This is a genomic window from Ruegeria sp. D4, assembly GCF_056534475.1.
The window spans coordinates 223,943-239,949 of sequence record NZ_JBQFPJ010000002.1; the positions used below are offsets into that span (position 1 = coordinate 223,943).

Sequence of the window (16,007 nt, forward strand, 5' to 3'; positions counted from 1 at the left end):
AGCACTCTCCATGTTTCGCTATTTCGAAAACCTTGTTGACCCTTTTGTCGCCTATACCGAGACCGACACACCGCCGACGCGGCTGTGGCCGTTCATGCTGGACTATTCGAGCCCGTTCTACAGAATCTTCGTCTGGACGGCGCTGATTTCCGTCATCGTGGCCGGGGTCGAGATCGGTCTGATCTACTATATGGGGCGCGTCGTGGACCTGCTCAGCGGATCGCCCACCGAGGTTTGGCAGGCGCATGGAACGGAACTGATCCTGATGGCGGTCTTTGTCCTGTTCTTGCGGCCTTTGTTGCATGTGGTGGACGTGCTGTTGCTGAACAACGCGATCCTGCCGAATTTTGGCACACTGATCCGGTGGCGCGCGCATAAACACGTGCTGCGCCAGTCTGTTGGCTGGTTTGAAAACGACTTTGCCGGACGTATCGCAAACCGGATCATGCAAACCCCTCCAGCTGCTGGCGAGGTGATTTTTCAGGTCTTCGACGCGATTTCCTTTTCGCTGGCCTATCTGATCGGTGCGGCAATCCTGCTTTATGCGGCAGACGCGCGTCTTCTGATCCCGCTGCTGATCTGGTTCGCGCTCTATGCAGCTCTGGTCCGGTGGACCGTGCGGCGAGTGCAACCGGCGTCAAAGGCGGCGTCTGATGCGCGCTCGAACGTGACCGGGCGGGTGGTGGACAGCTACACCAACATCCATTCGGTGAAGATGTTCGCGCACGATACGCAGGAGCTCGACTACGCCCGCGAAGCGATCGAGGAAACGCGGCGGACCTTTCAGATCGAGATGCGGATCTTCACCGTGATGGATGCCGTTCTGGTCACGCTGAACGGTCTGCTGATCGTCGGCGTTGTGGGCTGGGCCATTTCCCTGTGGATGCAGGGCAGCGCAACGGTCGGTGTGGTTGCCGCCGCCACCGCCCTGACCTTGCGGCTGAATGCCATGACCGGCTGGATCATGTGGGCGCTGACCAGTTTTTTCCGCCAGCTCGGTATCGTTGCCGAAGGGATGGAAACGATTGCGCAGCCCATCGACTTGCTGGACGCACCGAAGGCCGACGATTTGCAGCTGACCAAAGGCCAGATCGAAATCCGCGACCTGTCGCATCACTATGGCCGTGAAACCGGTGGTCTGGATCACGTCGATTTGACAATCCGCCCGGGTGAAAAAATCGGCCTGATCGGGCGGTCGGGGGCCGGGAAATCGACCCTGGTCAAGCTGCTTTTGCGGTTTTACGACGTCGAGAGCGGTGCAATCCTGATCGACAATCAGAACATCGCCAACATCACGCAGGACAGTCTGCGCAGCCACATCGGCATGGTCCAGCAGGACAGTGCGCTGTTGCATCGATCGGTGCGGGACAACATCCTCTATGGTCGACCCGACGCCACGGAAGATCAGATGATCGCTGCCGCCAAACAGGCCGAGGCGCATGACTTCATCCTTGACCTGCAGGACCCGCAAGGGCGCACCGGCTACGATGCCCATGTCGGTGAACGCGGAGTGAAACTAAGTGGCGGTCAGCGTCAGCGGGTCACGCTGGCGCGGGTGATCCTGAAGGACGCGCCGATCTTGTTGTTGGACGAGGCGACTTCTGCCCTAGATTCCGAGGTCGAAGCCTCAATTCAGGAAACTCTTTACGGCATGATGCAAGGTAAAACCGTAATCGCCATCGCCCACAGGCTCAGCACCATCGCGCAGATGGATCGCATTCTGGTGATGGATGGGGGCCGAATCGTGGAACAGGGCAGGCACTCTGAACTGCTGTCGCAAGGCGGGCTTTACTCGCAGTTCTGGGCGCGGCAGTCTGGCGGCTTCCTGAACCCTGAGGCTGCTGAATGAGGCTTGCAAACCTCATCGACCCATTCAAAGGCTCTGAAACGCCCCCACCGCAGAAGTTGGGGGCGTTCATTCGCTGGTGCCTGGCGGGGTCCTGGCCGATTCTGTTTGTGGCGGCGTTCCTGTCCATGCTGGGCGGAGCAGCAGAAGTGGCCACCGCGTGGATACTGGGAAAGGTGATCGACATTGCCACCACCAGCGGGCCGGAGAACCTGTTTGAAGAACGGAATCTGTGGGCCTTCGGTGGTGCCGCAATCTTTTTGATGCTGTTGCGGCCGATCATCGCGGCCTTGTCGTCCTTCTCGAACAATTACGTTGTGATGCCCAACATTACGCCGCTGGTTCTGGCCCGGTTGAATCGTTGGACGCTGGGCCAATCGACGACCTATTTCGACGACGATTTTGCCGGCCGGATCGCCCAGAAACAGATGCAGACGTCGAATGCAATGGCGTCAGTGGTGTCGGATGTCATCAGTGCAATCGTTTTTGCGCTGGCCTCGCTTGCGGGATCTTTGCTTTTGTTAGGGTCGATTCATCCGCTGGTCATGCTGCCTTTTGCCGGATGGCTTGCGGTGTATCTGCTGTTGATCCGATGGTACTTGCCACGCATCCGCCTGCGTTCAGCCGCGCGGGCAGGAGCCCGGGCAATGGTGTCCGGGCAAGTGGTGGATACCATCACGAACATCAAGACGGTCAAACTGTTCGCCCATTCCGACAACGAGGATCAGGCCGCACGTGACGCCATGATGACCTTGCGCGAAAGGTCACTGGATTTCGGTTGGCTCTCGGCCAGTTTCCGATCCATCCTGATGGCGTTGGCAGGCGTGTTGCCGGTGCTTTTGCTGGGAGCCACGCTTTGGTTGTGGCAGGCAGGCATTGCCACGGCGGGCGACATCGTCGCGGCAGGCGCGGTGTCGATCCGGATCGCGCAGATGACAGGCTGGGTCAGTTTCACGCTGATGGGCCTTTATGCCAATGTCGGCGAGATCGAGAATGGCATGAAGACACTGACCAGGCGGGACCGGATCGAAGACCGCAGCGGCGCAACGCATCTGAGCGTCACTGAAGGTCGCATCTCTTTTGAAAACGTCAGTTTCGCCTATGGTCGGGATATCGGCGGGGTTGCAGACCTGAACCTGACCGTCGCGCCCGGCGAAAAGCTGGGTGTGGTTGGTGCCTCGGGGGCCGGAAAATCGACTTTGGTTTCCCTGCTGCTAAGGCTTTATGATCGGGAAGAGGGCGCAATCCTGATCGATGGTCAGGACGTTTCTAAGGTGACGCAGGACAGCCTGCGCAGCCAGATCGGGATGGTCACGCAGGAAACGGCGATGTTCAACCGCTCGGCCCGTGAAAATATTCTGTATGGCCGACCCGACGCCACGGAACCCGAACTGATCGCCGCCGCGCGGAAGGCCGAAGCGCATGAATTCATCCTCGGGCTTGAGGATGCGCAGGGTCGAACCGGTTATGAAGCGCATCTGGGGGAGCGGGGCGTCAAGCTTAGCGGTGGTCAGCGCCAGCGAGTCGCGCTGGCCCGCGCCATTCTGAAGGATGCGCCGATACTGGTTCTGGACGAGGCAACCTCGGCCCTGGATTCTGAGGTTGAGGCATCGATCCAGGCCGCCTTGCATCGCGTCATGCAGGGCAAAACCGTTCTGGCCATCGCGCACCGCCTGTCGACCCTGATCGAGATGGACCGGATTATCGTGCTGGATCATGGGCGCATCGTGGAAAGCGGAACCCACGAGGCGCTGCTGGAACAGGGTGGTCTTTACGCCCGGTTCTGGCACCGTCAGTCGGGCGGCTTCATTCAGGCCGAAGCGGCGGAATAAGGCGCAAAGCGTTCAGTCAGGGGTTTTGTTGCGGGCGCAGCCCCGGTAACAGGCCACGCATGACGCAGCAATTCATCATCACCCGTCTTGGCCATCAGGGCGACGGCATCGCCGAAGGCCCGGTCTACGCGCCGCGCGCCCTGCCGGGAGAAGTGGTCAGCGGTACGTTGCAGGGCCAGATTCTCGGCGATATCCGCGTGGACACCCCATCGGAAAACAGGGTCAAGGCGCCGTGCCGCCACTACAAAGCCTGTGGCGGATGCCAGTTGCAACATGCAGCCGACAGTTTTGTAGCGGACTGGAAGGTCGAAGTGGTGCGCAACGCGCTGGCCGCACAGGACCTGAGCGCGCCCATGCGTCCGATCCATACGTCGCCGGAACGGTCGCGCCGTCGGGCAACAATCGCGGTGCGTCGAACAAAAAAGGGAACGTTGGCCGGGTTTCACGGACGTGCCTCGGACACGATCACCGAGATCCCCGATTGCCAGTTGCTCGACCCGGCGCTGGTCGCTGCCATCCCCATTGCCGAAGCGTTGGCCGTTCTGGGCGGCAGCCGAAAAGGCGTGCTGGCCGTGACGCTGACATTGTCCGAGGTCGGCCTGGATGTATCCGTTCAGGGCGGCAAGCCGCTGGACGGCCCGCTGGAACTGGCGCTGGCGCAGGCGACTGAGGCAAACGGGCTGGCAAGACTGGCCTGGGATGGCGAGGTGATCGCCATGCGTACGCCTCCGTTCCAGAGGTTTGGTCAGGCGGAAGTCACCCCGCCGCCCGGCGCATTCCTGCAGGCCACGAAGGACGGAGAACAGGCTCTGATACAGGCGGTTTTGCAAGCCACGCAGGGCGCGAAGCGCGTCGCCGATCTGTTTGCGGGTTGCGGTACGCTCTCGTTACCGCTTGCGGAACAGGCCGAGGTTCACGCCGTCGAAGGCGAAGCGGCGATGACCAAGGCGCTGGACCAGGGCTGGCGCAAAGCCAAAGGTCTGAAACGGATCACGACCGAGGCCCGCGATCTGTTTCGCCGACCCCTGATGCCGGATGAGCTCAAGTCCTTTGACGCCATTGTGCTGGACCCGCCTCGTGCGGGCGCGCAGGCGCAGGTGGCCGAACTGGCGCAGGCGCTGCGTCCGGTCGTGGCCTATGTGTCCTGCAACCCCGTGACCTTTGCGCGGGATGCAAAAATTCTTGTTGATGCCGGATATGCCCTTGAATGGGTACAGGTCGTTGACCAATTTCGGTGGTCGTCACACACCGAACTTGCCGCGCGGTTCACTTTAGGCCCAGCACAATGATCAGACCGGAGATATTCACAATGGGGATCACCCAGCGCCTTTCGACTGTTATCGAAGCCCCGGCATTTGGGCGTTTCATCACCGGTGTCATCATCTTTAACGCCATCTTGCTGGGCATGGAAACTTCGCCGAGTCTGATGGAACGCGCAGGCCCCCTGATCGTGACGCTGGACAGCCTGTGCCTGACAGTCTTTGTGGCCGAGATTGCCATGAAGCTTGTGGCAACCGGTCGGCGGTTCTTTCAAAGCGGCTGGAATATTTTCGATTTTCTGATTGTGGGTATCGCCCTCATTCCCGGTGGTGCGGGCCTGTCAGTGCTGCGGGCGCTGCGTATCCTGCGGGTTCTGCGTGTCATTTCGGTGGCCCCGCGCCTGCGCCGCGTTGTCGAAGGGTTCATCTCGGCGCTTCCGGGTATGGCCAGCGTGTTTCTGCTGATGGCGATCCTGTTTTATATCGGCGCCGTCATCGCGACCAAGCTGTTCTCTCAGTCTTTCCCGGACTGGTTCGGTGATCTGGGCCTGTCCGCCTATACGCTGTTTCAGATCATGACGTTGGAGAGCTGGTCGATGGGCATCGTCCGCCCGGTGATGGAGGTCTATCCCTACGCGTGGATTTTCTTTGTGCCCTTCATCATGGTCACGACCTTTGCCGTGGTGAACCTGCTGGTCGGTCTGATCGTCAACTCGATGCAGGATGCCCACCATGCCGAGGATGAAGTCAAAACCGATGCCTACCGCGATGAGGTTCTGGAGCGTCTGGAAACCATCGAGCGCCACCTGACCAGGCAGTTGAACAGCAAAAAGTGATTTCAAATTTCGCGTTTTCTGGCATAATCATCGCAAAAAAGCAGAAGCAGGCAGTGAATAAATGGATCGTCGAGTATTTGGATTAGGGGCGATGGCGACGCTGGCCCTTTCGGCATGTGCATCCGCCAACCCGAAATTTCTGACATATCGCGGACCCGAGGTGACGTCGCTGGTCGTCAACAAGGGCGCGCGCAAGCTGTATCTGTTGCACAACGAACGGATACTGAAAGAATACGATGTCGCGCTGGGCTTTGCGCCCCAAGGCACCAAGACAAAACGCGGCGATGGCCGCACACCCGAAGGGTCGTACCTGATTGACCGCCGTAACCCGCGCAGCCGCTATCACCTGTCGATCGGGATTTCCTACCCGAATTCGGAAGACATTGCGCAGGCCAAAGCCGCAGGCGTCGATCCGGGCGGCGACATCTTCATTCATGGTGAGCCCAGCCTCAGGTCAGAAATCCGCCGCTCCCGTAAGACGCCCGACTGGACGGCAGGCTGTATCGCCGTAAAAAACAAAGAAATCGAAGAGATTTACGCGATGGTGAACAAAGGCACGCTGATCACCCTGCGCCCCTGATCCTAGATCGGTTTCCAGTCTCCAAACCCGAATTGCTGATAGTCGCGCTGGTAGGTTTCGACCGCCAGCGCTTCCAGTTCTGTGTCATAAATCTGATCCAGCGCGTAGGGGGTGTCCGGCGCACATGTTGCCGGTTGGGGGGGTGACGGATGGCCCGTTTTACGCGCCAGTTCCGGCAGGGCGGCGGCCAGGTCATCTTCCCGCAGGATCAGATCGGGCAGCGCAAAGGCCGACATCCCCTCCAGCGCCTGCGCCTGACTGCACCAAACGCCGTCCACCCGAATGGACGTTTGCCCGGACAGATTGTGGAGCAGGAACTTCAGAAAGGCCGCAAACGCCTGATAGTGCTGTTCCAAGGGGTAATTACCGTCGCGGATCTGGCCGGGAATGGGCAGTTTGAAACGGTTGCGCAGGGTATTTCGGATTGAAGCATAGGCGCCTGGATCGGTACTTAGAATCTTTGAACAGAACGCGGTATGGGCCCGCGCCAAAGGGTGGCGCAAGACACTGAATTTTCGGTGTCCGGGGTTGGCTTCCAGCCATTGCCGGATTTGCCTGCGATTGCGGTTCGTGACCGGCGCGCTGCCATCAAGATCGGCCATCCAAGCCGTCACCACGTCGTCGTTTCCGCCGCGCAGGGGAAGATACATCAAAGGCGTCCGGGCGGCAGTGACGTATTGGCCTACTGCCGGCCCGCGGCGCGGCTCGAAACCGGGATTGCGATGCAGGTTGAACGTGTCCATTCCGGACAACGCCTGTTCCAATTCCTCAGGGTTTGTGACTTTGGAAAGGGCGGGACCGGGATTCTGGGGTTTGAGCGTGTCGTCCAGCGCCGTCAGCCGCGCCTGTACCCCCAACCATGATGCCAGCCCGTTCAGAATATCCAGTCGGTTCAGATCGTCATAGGCCAGGAAAAATGCGGTCTGCCCGGTTTTCTGCAGCTGGTTCAGCAGCAACAGTTGAAATTCCTGCTGCTGATCCAGGTAGTCCAAGAACTCTTCAGCCTGAAACGTGACCAGAGCATCGCGGCGGCGCTTTATGTTCTTCAACTGCCATTGCATGGTCTCCCGCGCAATTTTCAGTGAGATGTAGCTGTCCAGCGGATTCCGCGTCAGAACAATCTTGGCACAGCGCGGGTCGTTCAGCGCAGGCTCCAGCACGCGGGGATCGTGCCCCTGAAAATAGCGAAACCCGTTCAGTGCGCCGGTGGCTGCTTTGATGGCGTCCAGTAACAGGTCGGGATTTTGGTCGCGTTCGTCCAGCGAAACACCCAGCAATTCCTCGGACTTCAATCGGCCGATGAAATGCGGATTGAACGCCTCTCCGTGGCAGGTCACGCCCTCCAGAGCGTTCAGATTGGCTTCCAGCAGGTTGGATCCCGTGCGCATGGCGCCAAGAACGATGAAGTAATCCCAGGGACCGGACATGGCGACTTATTGAACCAAATAGGGTTTTCGGAACGGTTTGGTCTGGCTGCCAAACACGTCGTCTACCGGGAAATCGCCCATCAGATACGGGTGCATTCCCTGGTTCTTCAGGTTTTGCAGGAATTGACCGAAGCCGGACAGATCAACCATCTTCGGCGCCTCAATCAGGTGGCTCGGTTGCTGGGTCCCGATCTCGTCTATCACCTCGTGCAGCGCCTCGATCGGAGATTCGACAAACTCTGCCAGACACCAGGTGCGCACCCGCGCCTTGGTCCAGACCGAGGTCAGAACCTCAAGCTGTTTGCTTTCGATCTGTTGCAGGCGCGCGGCCTCGTTGCGGATGTCGGCGAAGTTCCGGTTCGACCGGAACAGCGGAATTGCCCAGGCACCGGTGATCACTGAAATCTGTGCGTTCTTGTCGCGCGCCAGAAACCAGTTGATATCCTGCGTGTCCGCCGGGCCGAACTGGAAACACTGTCTTTCGCCGCGAGTATTCCAGATCAGGTTCGACAGGAAAGCCTTCGAGTTGTAGTCGCGCAATGTGGCGCAATCGCTGAGTGCGCCGTTCGTAATTGTCTGGTCACCCGCAAACTCTGCCCGTTCAGGGCTGAACACATGACCATGTACGCGTGTGTTTGTTGTGTTTTCCAGCCAGGTTTCGAAATCTTCAAAAAGGTCGGAAAAGCCCTGAAATACCGAATATGGAAACGACGTCAGGCCGTTTTCGCTGCCATGTCGGGGAAACCGGCTTTGCATGTACAGCCCGTCGCGCCCGCGCATGCGCCGCTCGACCGCTTTGGAAAACACCCGGTCGATCTTGCCCGGATTTGGCTCGGCCGGTTTCATCGCCCCAGCCTGATCGGTCAAAAACGACTGATACAGCCGGTCGGCCTTCCACCAGATCTTGCGGGCCACAAAACAGTCCGAACGGCGCAGCAATTGCAGGTGGTCATCATAGAATATGTGCGGCCGACCCTGATAGTCGAACTTGGACAAGGTCAGCGAGCGGCTTTCGATATGCGTTGAATAGAGCCTTGCCAGCGTCTGGAAATAGCTTTCATCGGGTATCCAGACGCGGCGGAAATAGCGGTCATACACGGGGCGTTTGGGGTCTTGCAGGATGGCCGACAGGGTCTGCCGGGTCAGGCACCACCACTGGCTGCCCATATGCGGGACCAGCCCGTCCGGGATACGCCGCCGCAAGCCCAGAGCGCGTTGAAATTTGACGTAAGTATCAAACAATTTGCGGCGCTTGCGCCAGGAAAACGGGAACCGCAGGGTGAACCGTTCATGATCCAGACCGCCGATGGTCCAGCTGACATCGGCGGTGGTCGCGCTTTCGATGAAATCGACGCGCGGGCGGTCCGACAGATAGTCGATCAGTTCCTGCACGGGCCGCAGGGGCAGACAGGCCCCGGACGACAAAAATACGTGGCGCACATCCGGGAACTGTTCAAGCATCAGCGTCGCCGCGCATTGCGAGGCTGCGACGATGCCCCAGCCGCCCCATTCGCAGGCATGCCGGTCCGAGAATACAATCAGGGGATTGTCGGCGCAGGCCTCGGAAAACTCGGCAAATGCCTGGTCGGAAACCTTGCGATCCACGTGGATCACTACCGGGCAGCCGGACGTTGTCCAGTGGCGCGCGACCTGCTCGGCACGGTCCAGTGCTGTATGCACCAGCATGACGACGCCCAGACCGCTCATGCCCAGTTTCCTTTCGACATAAGGCCCAGAATCTCAAGCTGTCTCCAGTTGATGTATTTCTCGGACCAGTCGCACCAGAAAACCGGTTTGCCTTCCAGCCGCTGGGCATAGGCCCGGTACTCGTCCGAGCCGCGATAATGCTGGCCGCGGTGCAGTTCTTCGCGCGCCTTGTCGCCCAGAGTGTTGATCAGCTTGGCATGAAGCAACGCGCCGCTGGCCTTTTCACCGCCCCATTCGTCGTAGACCTGGTTCAGCCCGCGCGGCAGCAGGGAATGGGTCGAGCTGACATAGACATAGCGCTTGTCCCATTTGACCAGCGGTATTTTGTTCAGCGCCGGAGCTTTTGAGGGATTGTCCTGAAAGAACACCCGCGCGCGGGGACCGCCCTGAATCCACAGATTTCCATAATCGGGGTTCCGGGTAATCATGTAGTTGCCCGAGTCGAACCAGTTCGCGATTTCGAACGGATTCTGCCCTTCTTGATATGGCGCCTCTTCGACCGGACCCTGCGGATACATGTCGATCAGCATGGTGCCAAAGCTGCGTACGGCGCAGCCATCCAGCCAGTCCGTCAACGCGCGGATCGGGCGGGTGTCACAAAACGGGTAAATGAAGAACTCATCCGGGTCGACCGTCAGGACCCAGTGATCGGGCGCGTATTTGCGCAGCAGATAGTTGGACCAGTCCAGACCAAAGGATGCGCGCTTATAGCTGGCCTCGGCCTGCCAGACGGACACATCCGGCTGCGCCTCAAGAAAGGCGCAGGTTCCGTCATCGCTGTCGTTATCGACAAACAGGAAGTGATTGATGCCCAGGTTGCGATAATAGTCCAGAAAGAACGGCAGCCTGATCTTTTCGTTGCGTACAACGCTCATCAGCAAGACATCGCCACGCTGTATTTGCGCGGTGTTGTTCGAAACCGCGCGCAGCTCGCTTCGTTTGCGCACACAGCGCACCAGACGGCGCTTGCGCCGAAGCCTCATTCTATATGAATCCAACAGGCTCACGCGACTGCCCAACCCTTATTATTACGCGAGCAGGCCCGGGGCCTGTTCAAGCCTGAGTGGATCCGAGCCATTGCCGTTTTATGCCACCTATGCATCTTGCGAGGCAACGGGTTTAAAAGTTGTTAGCCGGGGGCGTTGCAATTCTGTCGGGAAGGCGGCAATTCAGTTCCAGCCCCCGTCATTCATCAGCCCCAGCGCGCGCAATTGCTGCCATCCGGCGTAGTGCTCTGATCGCTCTGTCCACATGACAGGCTGCGCAATTATGCCATCGTAATATGGCCCGAATTGGTCCGGATCATGAAAATGCTGACGCCTGGTCTTCTCGGTTTCGGACCTGTCGACGACATCCGGCAGGAATTTGGTGTGCAGCAGGATACCCGAGGCCGCAGTCCCCCCCGGGCCGTCATAGGTGGTGTTCAACCGGCGCGGCAGCGCGGAATGGCACGAGTTTACAAAGGCATAATGCCGGGACCAGCGTACCAGAGGGATCTTGTTCAGCGTGGGCGACCGACGCGGGGCATTTGAGAAAAACATCCTCTCGCGGGCTCCGCCCTGCACCCAAAGATTACCCAGCGGGCTTTGACGCTGCACCCGGTAGGGACCGCTGTCGAACCCGTCCAGTACCCGGGTCGGGTCGGTCTCGGGGTCATAGCCTTGATCCCCCAGCGGCCCTTGCGGATACAGATCCAGCATCAGCGCACCAAAGGCATCCTGCCCGTGCGACTCCAGCCATGCGGTCAGATCATGTAGCGATCTGGTCTCGTGATGGGCGTAAATCAGCAACTCGTCCGCATCAGCCATCAGGGTCCAGTGCCCGTGCCCGTATCTCATCTGCAGCCAGGTCAGCCAGTCCAGGCCAAACCGCGCGGCACGGTAGCTGGCCGTCGTGTTCCAGACCGAAACATCTGGTTGTTCCAACAGATATTCGGTCGATCCGTCGTCGCTGCCGTTATCCACGATCAGAAAATGATCCACGCCGTGGGTTCGGTAGTGTTCAAAAAACCACGGCAGCCGCATCATCTCGTTGCGCAGTGTGATAAAGGCCAGAATATCTCCCTTACCGATTTTCTCCGTCCGGTCCTCAAGACAGGACAGCTGGCGGCGGCTTCGGAATGAGCGCCACAAGAGCCTGCGGCGTTTCAGCCGCAACCGGTACATCTGCGCCCAGCCAATGGATGGCAGATCCTGTACCGGGTGCGCGGTCACATGACCCTCATTTCTCGTAGTGTCCGGTCTGGTGCCAGCGCCACGCGTCCCTGACAATTGTCTCTAACGTTGATCTTTTCGGCCGCCAGCCCAGTTCCTGTTCCGCCCGGTCCGAGCCCGAAACCAGCCGCGTACAATCCCCGGCGCGACGGGGTCCGATCGTATAGGGCACTGTTCGGTTGGTGACCGCGCCGGATTGCTCGATCACTTCCATCACCGAAAACCCGGACCCGGTGCCCAGGTTGAACACCCGGTTGCCTTTGCCGTTTTCCAGCCATTTCAGTCCCAGAACATGGGCATCGACCAGATCGCAGACATGAACGTAATCGCGGATACAGGTGCCGTCCGGCGTATCGTAATCGGTTCCGAACACGGTCAGACCATCCCGGTTGCCGTCGATGGCATCCAGCATCAGCGGCACCAGATGGGTTTCGGGCCGGTGAAACTCGCCAACTTCTGCGTCAGGATCAGCTCCTGCAACATTGAAATAGCGGAAAATGACGTGATTCAGCCCGTGCGCGGCCCCGAAGTCATGCAGAATATCCTCAATCGCGCGTTTCGAGGAGCTGTAGGCATTCACCGGGTTCTGTGGCGCGTTTTCGTCCAGCACTACGTTGTCCTGATCGCCGTAAGTGGCACAGGTCGACGAAAAGACGAAATCCAGACATCCGGCTTCGACGGCTGCTTCGATCAGGTTCAGCGAACCGGTGACATTGTTCGCCCAGTATCTGCCGGGTTGCGCCATCGCTTCGCCCACCTGGCTGAGGGCGGCGAAATGCATCACCGCAGCGGGACGGTATTTGGCAAACACGTGATCCAGCCTGTTTCGGTCCAGCAGATCACCATGCTCGAACGGGCCGAATTTCACTGCGTCCCGCCAGCCCGTAACCAGATTGTCATATGTCACAGGCGTATAGCCAGCGGCAGCAAGGGCCTTGCAGGCATGCGACCCGATATATCCGGCTCCGCCGGTGACAAGAACAACTGTCATGGGTGATCCAATTTCCGAATGTCAAAAAACAATAGGCCATGAACGGAAGCGGTGAAATGGGGAAAAACGTTCAATCCAACCCCATCGCGGCCATCATTTCTTCGATCTTGGGCACGTCCTGCGGGTTGTTCAGTTCCCAGAACTGGCGGCCCTTGGCCTCAACCTCCACGCACAGAACCTTGCGGCCGTTCTCCATGAACCGAAGCTGCTCCAGTCCTTCCAGTTTCTCCAACGGCCCCACCGGCCAGTCGGGATAAGCGGCCAACGCATCGGGTCGATAGGCATAAACACCCACGTGATGGAACACCGGGGTTGGCTCGTCACCCGCATAAGTGGCCGTGGTAAAGGGGACCACCTCTTTCGAGAAGTACATTGCGCTGTGATCTGCCCCAAAAACGGCGGTTGTTCCGCCGACCCGTCCGTTCCTGCGATCATTCAGCAGGCTGTTCAGCGCATCACCGTCACAGCGCAGGACCGGCGTGGCCACACCCGCGTCAGGGGCCGTGCGCAACCCCGCGATCAGATCTTCGACGAACCAATGCGGTGTCAGCGGTGCGTCTCCCTGCAGATTGACGACGATCTCGTAACCCGAACCCAGATTGGCATGGGTTTCGGCGCAGCGTTCCGTGCCGTTGCCGCAGGTCTCGGATGTCATGACCACTTCCGCCCCAAACCCTTCGCACACGTCACGAATGCGGTCATCGTCTGTGGCCACTACAACGCGGCCCACGCCGGATACCGAACACGCAGCGCGCCAGGATCGTTCGATCAGGGTCATGGACACGCCATTTGCACCGGTCAGCGGCACCAGAGGTTTGCCCGGATAGCGGGTCGACGCGTAACGGGCGGGGATTGCGATCAGTACAGACATCAGGCTTCCTTCAGTTCCACACCCGGAGCGTAGGCAATGAAGAACGGATTTGCATAGTCTTCCTTGCCATAGCTCAGCGGTGAATGATCGTCGAAGCGAACGACCTTGCCCCCGGCGCCGGCCAGAACCGCGTGTCCGGCGGCGGTGTCCCACTCCATCGTGCGGCCAACCCGTGGATAGATGTCGGCCTCGCCAGTGGCCACAAGGCAGAACTTGAGCGACGAGCCGGCGCTTTTGCTGTCCTTCACCTGATATTTGTTGATGTAATCCTCGGTCGCCTGGTCCCGATGCGATTTCGAGGCCACGACCAAAAGGGCGGAATTGTCCGGTTCAGACACTGAAATTGGCGTAACGTCCCCGATAATGTCCATCTCAAGCGCACCTGTTTCTTCGACCGACCGGCCATCGGCCTGCGTGTAGAACATGCGGCCCCGGGCAGGTGCATAAACAACGCCGCGCGTGGGAATGCCGTTTTCCACCAGCGCGATATTGACGGTGAAATCACCTCGCCGGTTGATGAATTCCTTGGTGCCGTCCAGCGGGTCGACGATCAGGAACGTGTTGCCCTTCTGCGTGTGCGAGGCCGCCTGTTCCTCGGTCACCAGCAGGGTATCGGGAAAGGCTTCGCGCAGGCCGGCCGAGATTAGGGCATCTGCCGCCTCGTCCGCTTCGGTCACGGGGCTGCTATCGGATTTGACCTTCACGTCGAAATCATCCGCCTCATAAATCTGCATGATCTTGTTCCCTGCTTGCAGGGCAAGGCGTCTGATGACGGGAATTAACGCGTCGTAGGTCACAAAAATGCTCCGTTCCTGGGATTTGTTGATCCAATGTCCTGTTGGACTTATGATGTGACGGTTACGGAACGGCAAGAATTTCGTGCCAGTTTTTGGGCAAAGAAGCAGGAAAGACGCGTCGGGTGTTTTATTACAAGCGCAACCAAACGCTTTTGGGCGGTGCCTTCACCACGGCGGAACTGGTGTTTCACGCCGTCGTGCGGCAGATACGCTCGCAGCATTCGAATGCCGTCATCGCGATTTTCATCAACATCATGCAGATCGTCATTCTGGCCACGGTCTTCTACCTGATCCTGTCATTCATGGGGGGACGGATTGCCAAAATCCGCGGCAACTTCGTGCTTTACATGCTGTCGGGCGTTTTCATGTTCATCATGCATGTAAAGTCGGTATCCGCGATTGCCGGTATTGCGCCGGGGAACAATCCGATGATGCTGCATTCGCCGATGAATCCGATGATCATGCTTTTGGCGGCGGCCTTCGGAGCGCTTTACACGCAGCTCGTTTCAATACTGGTGATCCTGTTCGTGTATCATGTCGCGGTTGAACCTTTGGAAATTCTGGACCCAGGCGGCGCTTTCGGAATGCTGATCCTGTCTTGGTTTGTTGGATGCACGGTGGGATTGAACCTGATGGCCCTGAAGCCGTGGTTTCCAAGGACGGCGGAGATGTTGAAAAACATCTATCGGCGTCTGAACATGGTGTTCTCGGGCAAGATGTTCGTCGCCAATGCGCTGGGCGGCTATATCCTGATGATGTTCGCCTGGAACCCGCTGTTTCACATCATCGACCAGGCCCGGGGCTTCATTTTCCGCAACTATTTTCCACGGAACACAAACTGGGAATATGCCTTATGGGTCGGCATAGCGCTGCTGATGATCGGGCTGTTGGGTGAGTTCTTTACACGCAAGCACGTGTCGCAAAGTTGGGACGCACGCCGCTAACGGGCCACCCGCAGCGTCAGGTTGATCCGCCCGCCTTTTGGCAAGAGTTTGGAAGATCCGAAACGGATGCGATCGATCCCGTGATAGGTCAGCCGTGCCGGCCCGCCCATGATGACAACGTCGCCCGAACTCAGCCAGATCGACTCGGTCTTGCCGCCTCGGGTGGTGTTGCCGATCCGAAAAAGCGCATCATCCCCCAGCGAAACCGAAAGAACCGGCCAGGAAAAATCGGCCTCGTCCTTGTCCTGATGCAGACCCATCCGGGCGCCTTCCCCGTAATAATTGATCAGACAGCAATCGGGGTCGCGTTCGCGGCTGGCAAGGTCGTGCCACAGGTTCAGGATCGGCTCGGGAATGTCGGGCCAGGCCTTCCCTTGCGGGTGCTGTGTTTGATACCGGTAGCCATCCCGGTCCGTGACCCAGCCAACGGCCCCGGCCGAGGTCATGCGGACCGACATCGCCTTGCCTTGCGGCGTCACCGGCCGCACCAGTGGCGCTGCTTTCAGAATCGGGCGCAGCGTTTCGATCAGTTGCGTCTGGGCCGATGCATCCAGCCAGCCCTTTCTGATGTCGAATCCGCGCAAAATCAGCCGGGCCATCCCAGAATCCTCAATCCTTGCCAAAACCTTGCCGAAAAAGGCCACAAAATCCCGAAAACCTGCGTTTTACACCGCTTGCAGGCCTTTCGTCGCGCCCTTATATAC

The 16,007-nt window shown here is 59.0% G+C and carries 14 protein-coding genes; 6 read left to right on the forward strand and 8 right to left on the reverse strand.

The window, feature by feature from the left end:
- Window positions 1-10 precede the first annotated feature (10 nt).
- The 5 genes from ACR0MI_RS05085 to ACR0MI_RS05105 all read left to right on the forward strand — a co-directional run bounded on the left by ACR0MI_RS05085 (window position 11) and on the right by ACR0MI_RS05105 (window position 6,353).
- Window positions 11-1,849 carry an ABC transporter ATP-binding protein gene (locus tag ACR0MI_RS05085; RefSeq protein ID WP_170612711.1) on the forward strand — a complete coding sequence of 613 codons (1,839 nt, stop codon included), beginning with the start codon at window positions 11-13 and terminating at the stop codon, window positions 1,847-1,849.
- Window positions 1,846-3,678: an ABC transporter ATP-binding protein gene (locus ACR0MI_RS05090; RefSeq protein ID WP_170816854.1), complete on the forward strand. Its 1,833-nt coding sequence runs from the start codon at window positions 1,846-1,848 to the stop codon at window positions 3,676-3,678. Before ACR0MI_RS05085 ends, ACR0MI_RS05090 begins: the two co-directional genes overlap by 4 nt.
- Before the next feature lie 59 nt (window positions 3,679-3,737).
- Complete coding sequence (locus ACR0MI_RS05095) at window positions 3,738-4,967, forward strand: methyltransferase (protein ID WP_170612707.1); 1,230 nt, start codon at window positions 3,738-3,740, stop codon at window positions 4,965-4,967.
- A gap of 20 nt (window positions 4,968-4,987) precedes the next feature.
- Window positions 4,988-5,773 carry an ion transporter gene (locus tag ACR0MI_RS05100; protein WP_170612705.1) on the forward strand — a complete coding sequence of 262 codons (786 nt, stop codon included), beginning with the start codon at window positions 4,988-4,990 and terminating at the stop codon, window positions 5,771-5,773.
- A gap of 61 nt (window positions 5,774-5,834) precedes the next feature.
- On the forward strand, window positions 5,835-6,353 hold the full coding sequence (locus tag ACR0MI_RS05105) for a L,D-transpeptidase family protein (protein ID WP_170612703.1): 519 nt from the start codon (window positions 5,835-5,837) through the stop codon (window positions 6,351-6,353).
- Window positions 6,354-6,355: 2 nt separating this feature from the next.
- Here ACR0MI_RS05105 and ACR0MI_RS05110 read toward each other — a convergent pair whose 3' ends face one another.
- The 7 genes from ACR0MI_RS05110 to cysQ form a co-directional block, all read right to left on the reverse strand.
- A complete protein-coding gene (locus ACR0MI_RS05110; protein ID WP_170612701.1) occupies window positions 6,356-7,780 on the reverse strand; it encodes a nodulation protein NodH in 1,425 nt (474 codons plus the stop codon).
- 6 nt (window positions 7,781-7,786) lie between these two features.
- Entirely contained in the window at window positions 7,787-9,487 is a 1,701-nt protein-coding gene (locus tag ACR0MI_RS05115) for a DUF5927 domain-containing protein (protein ID WP_170612699.1), read from the reverse strand.
- On the reverse strand, window positions 9,484-10,470 hold the full coding sequence (locus tag ACR0MI_RS05120; protein WP_170612697.1) for a glycosyltransferase family 2 protein: 987 nt from the start codon (window positions 10,468-10,470) through the stop codon (window positions 9,484-9,486). Before ACR0MI_RS05120 ends, ACR0MI_RS05115 begins: the two co-directional genes overlap by 4 nt.
- A 186-nt stretch (window positions 10,471-10,656) precedes the next feature.
- Window positions 10,657-11,700, reverse strand: coding sequence for a glycosyltransferase family 2 protein (locus tag ACR0MI_RS05125; protein ID WP_480440951.1), 1,044 nt, complete (start codon window positions 11,698-11,700; stop codon window positions 10,657-10,659).
- Between the two features lie 7 nt (window positions 11,701-11,707).
- Window positions 11,708-12,691 carry a UDP-glucose 4-epimerase GalE gene (gene galE, locus ACR0MI_RS05130; protein ID WP_170612695.1) on the reverse strand — a complete coding sequence of 328 codons (984 nt, stop codon included), beginning with the start codon at window positions 12,689-12,691 and terminating at the stop codon, window positions 11,708-11,710.
- A gap of 70 nt (window positions 12,692-12,761) precedes the next feature.
- Complete coding sequence (locus ACR0MI_RS05135; RefSeq protein WP_170816855.1) at window positions 12,762-13,562, reverse strand: 3-deoxy-manno-octulosonate cytidylyltransferase family protein; 801 nt, start codon at window positions 13,560-13,562, stop codon at window positions 12,762-12,764.
- The gene (gene cysQ / locus ACR0MI_RS05140; RefSeq protein WP_170816856.1) at window positions 13,562-14,359 is read right to left on the reverse strand and encodes a 3'(2'),5'-bisphosphate nucleotidase CysQ; all 798 of its coding nucleotides are present in this window, start codon (window positions 14,357-14,359) and stop codon (window positions 13,562-13,564) included. Before cysQ ends, ACR0MI_RS05135 begins: the two co-directional genes overlap by 1 nt.
- 122 nt (window positions 14,360-14,481) lie before the next feature.
- On the opposite strand from cysQ, the gene ACR0MI_RS05145 reads away from it, so the two are divergent.
- Window positions 14,482-15,303, forward strand: coding sequence for an ABC-2 transporter permease (locus tag ACR0MI_RS05145; protein WP_170612689.1), 822 nt, complete (start codon window positions 14,482-14,484; stop codon window positions 15,301-15,303).
- Here the strand turns inward: ACR0MI_RS05145 and ACR0MI_RS05150 are convergent.
- A complete protein-coding gene (locus tag ACR0MI_RS05150) occupies window positions 15,300-15,902 on the reverse strand; it encodes an alpha-ketoglutarate-dependent dioxygenase AlkB (RefSeq protein ID WP_170612687.1) in 603 nt (200 codons plus the stop codon). The genes ACR0MI_RS05145 and ACR0MI_RS05150 overlap by 4 nt on opposite strands.
- Window positions 15,903-16,007 lie beyond the last annotated feature (105 nt).

Excerpts from the sequence above, each read along its gene's own strand:
- ACR0MI_RS05085 (WP_170612711.1), top strand. The coding sequence starts at position 11 with ATGTTTCGCTATTTCGAAAACCTTGTTGACCCTTTTGTCGCCTATACC.
- ACR0MI_RS05090 (WP_170816854.1), top strand. The coding sequence starts at position 1,846 with ATGAGGCTTGCAAACCTCATCGACCCATTCAAAGGCTCTGAAACGCCC.
- ACR0MI_RS05095 (WP_170612707.1), top strand. The coding sequence starts at position 3,738 with ATGACGCAGCAATTCATCATCACCCGTCTTGGCCATCAGGGCGACGGC.
- ACR0MI_RS05100 (WP_170612705.1), top strand. The coding sequence starts at position 4,988 with ATGGGGATCACCCAGCGCCTTTCGACTGTTATCGAAGCCCCGGCATTT.
- ACR0MI_RS05105 (WP_170612703.1), top strand. The coding sequence starts at position 5,835 with ATGGATCGTCGAGTATTTGGATTAGGGGCGATGGCGACGCTGGCCCTT.
- ACR0MI_RS05110 (WP_170612701.1), bottom strand. The coding sequence starts at position 7,780 with ATGTCCGGTCCCTGGGATTACTTCATCGTTCTTGGCGCCATGCGCACG.
- ACR0MI_RS05115 (WP_170612699.1), bottom strand. The coding sequence starts at position 9,487 with ATGAGCGGTCTGGGCGTCGTCATGCTGGTGCATACAGCACTGGACCGT.
- ACR0MI_RS05120 (WP_170612697.1), bottom strand. The coding sequence starts at position 10,470 with ATGAGGCTTCGGCGCAAGCGCCGTCTGGTGCGCTGTGTGCGCAAACGA.
- galE (WP_170612695.1), bottom strand. The coding sequence starts at position 12,691 with ATGACAGTTGTTCTTGTCACCGGCGGAGCCGGATATATCGGGTCGCAT.
- ACR0MI_RS05135 (WP_170816855.1), bottom strand. The coding sequence starts at position 13,562 with ATGTCTGTACTGATCGCAATCCCCGCCCGTTACGCGTCGACCCGCTAT.
- ACR0MI_RS05150 (WP_170612687.1), bottom strand. The coding sequence starts at position 15,902 with ATGGCCCGGCTGATTTTGCGCGGATTCGACATCAGAAAGGGCTGGCTG.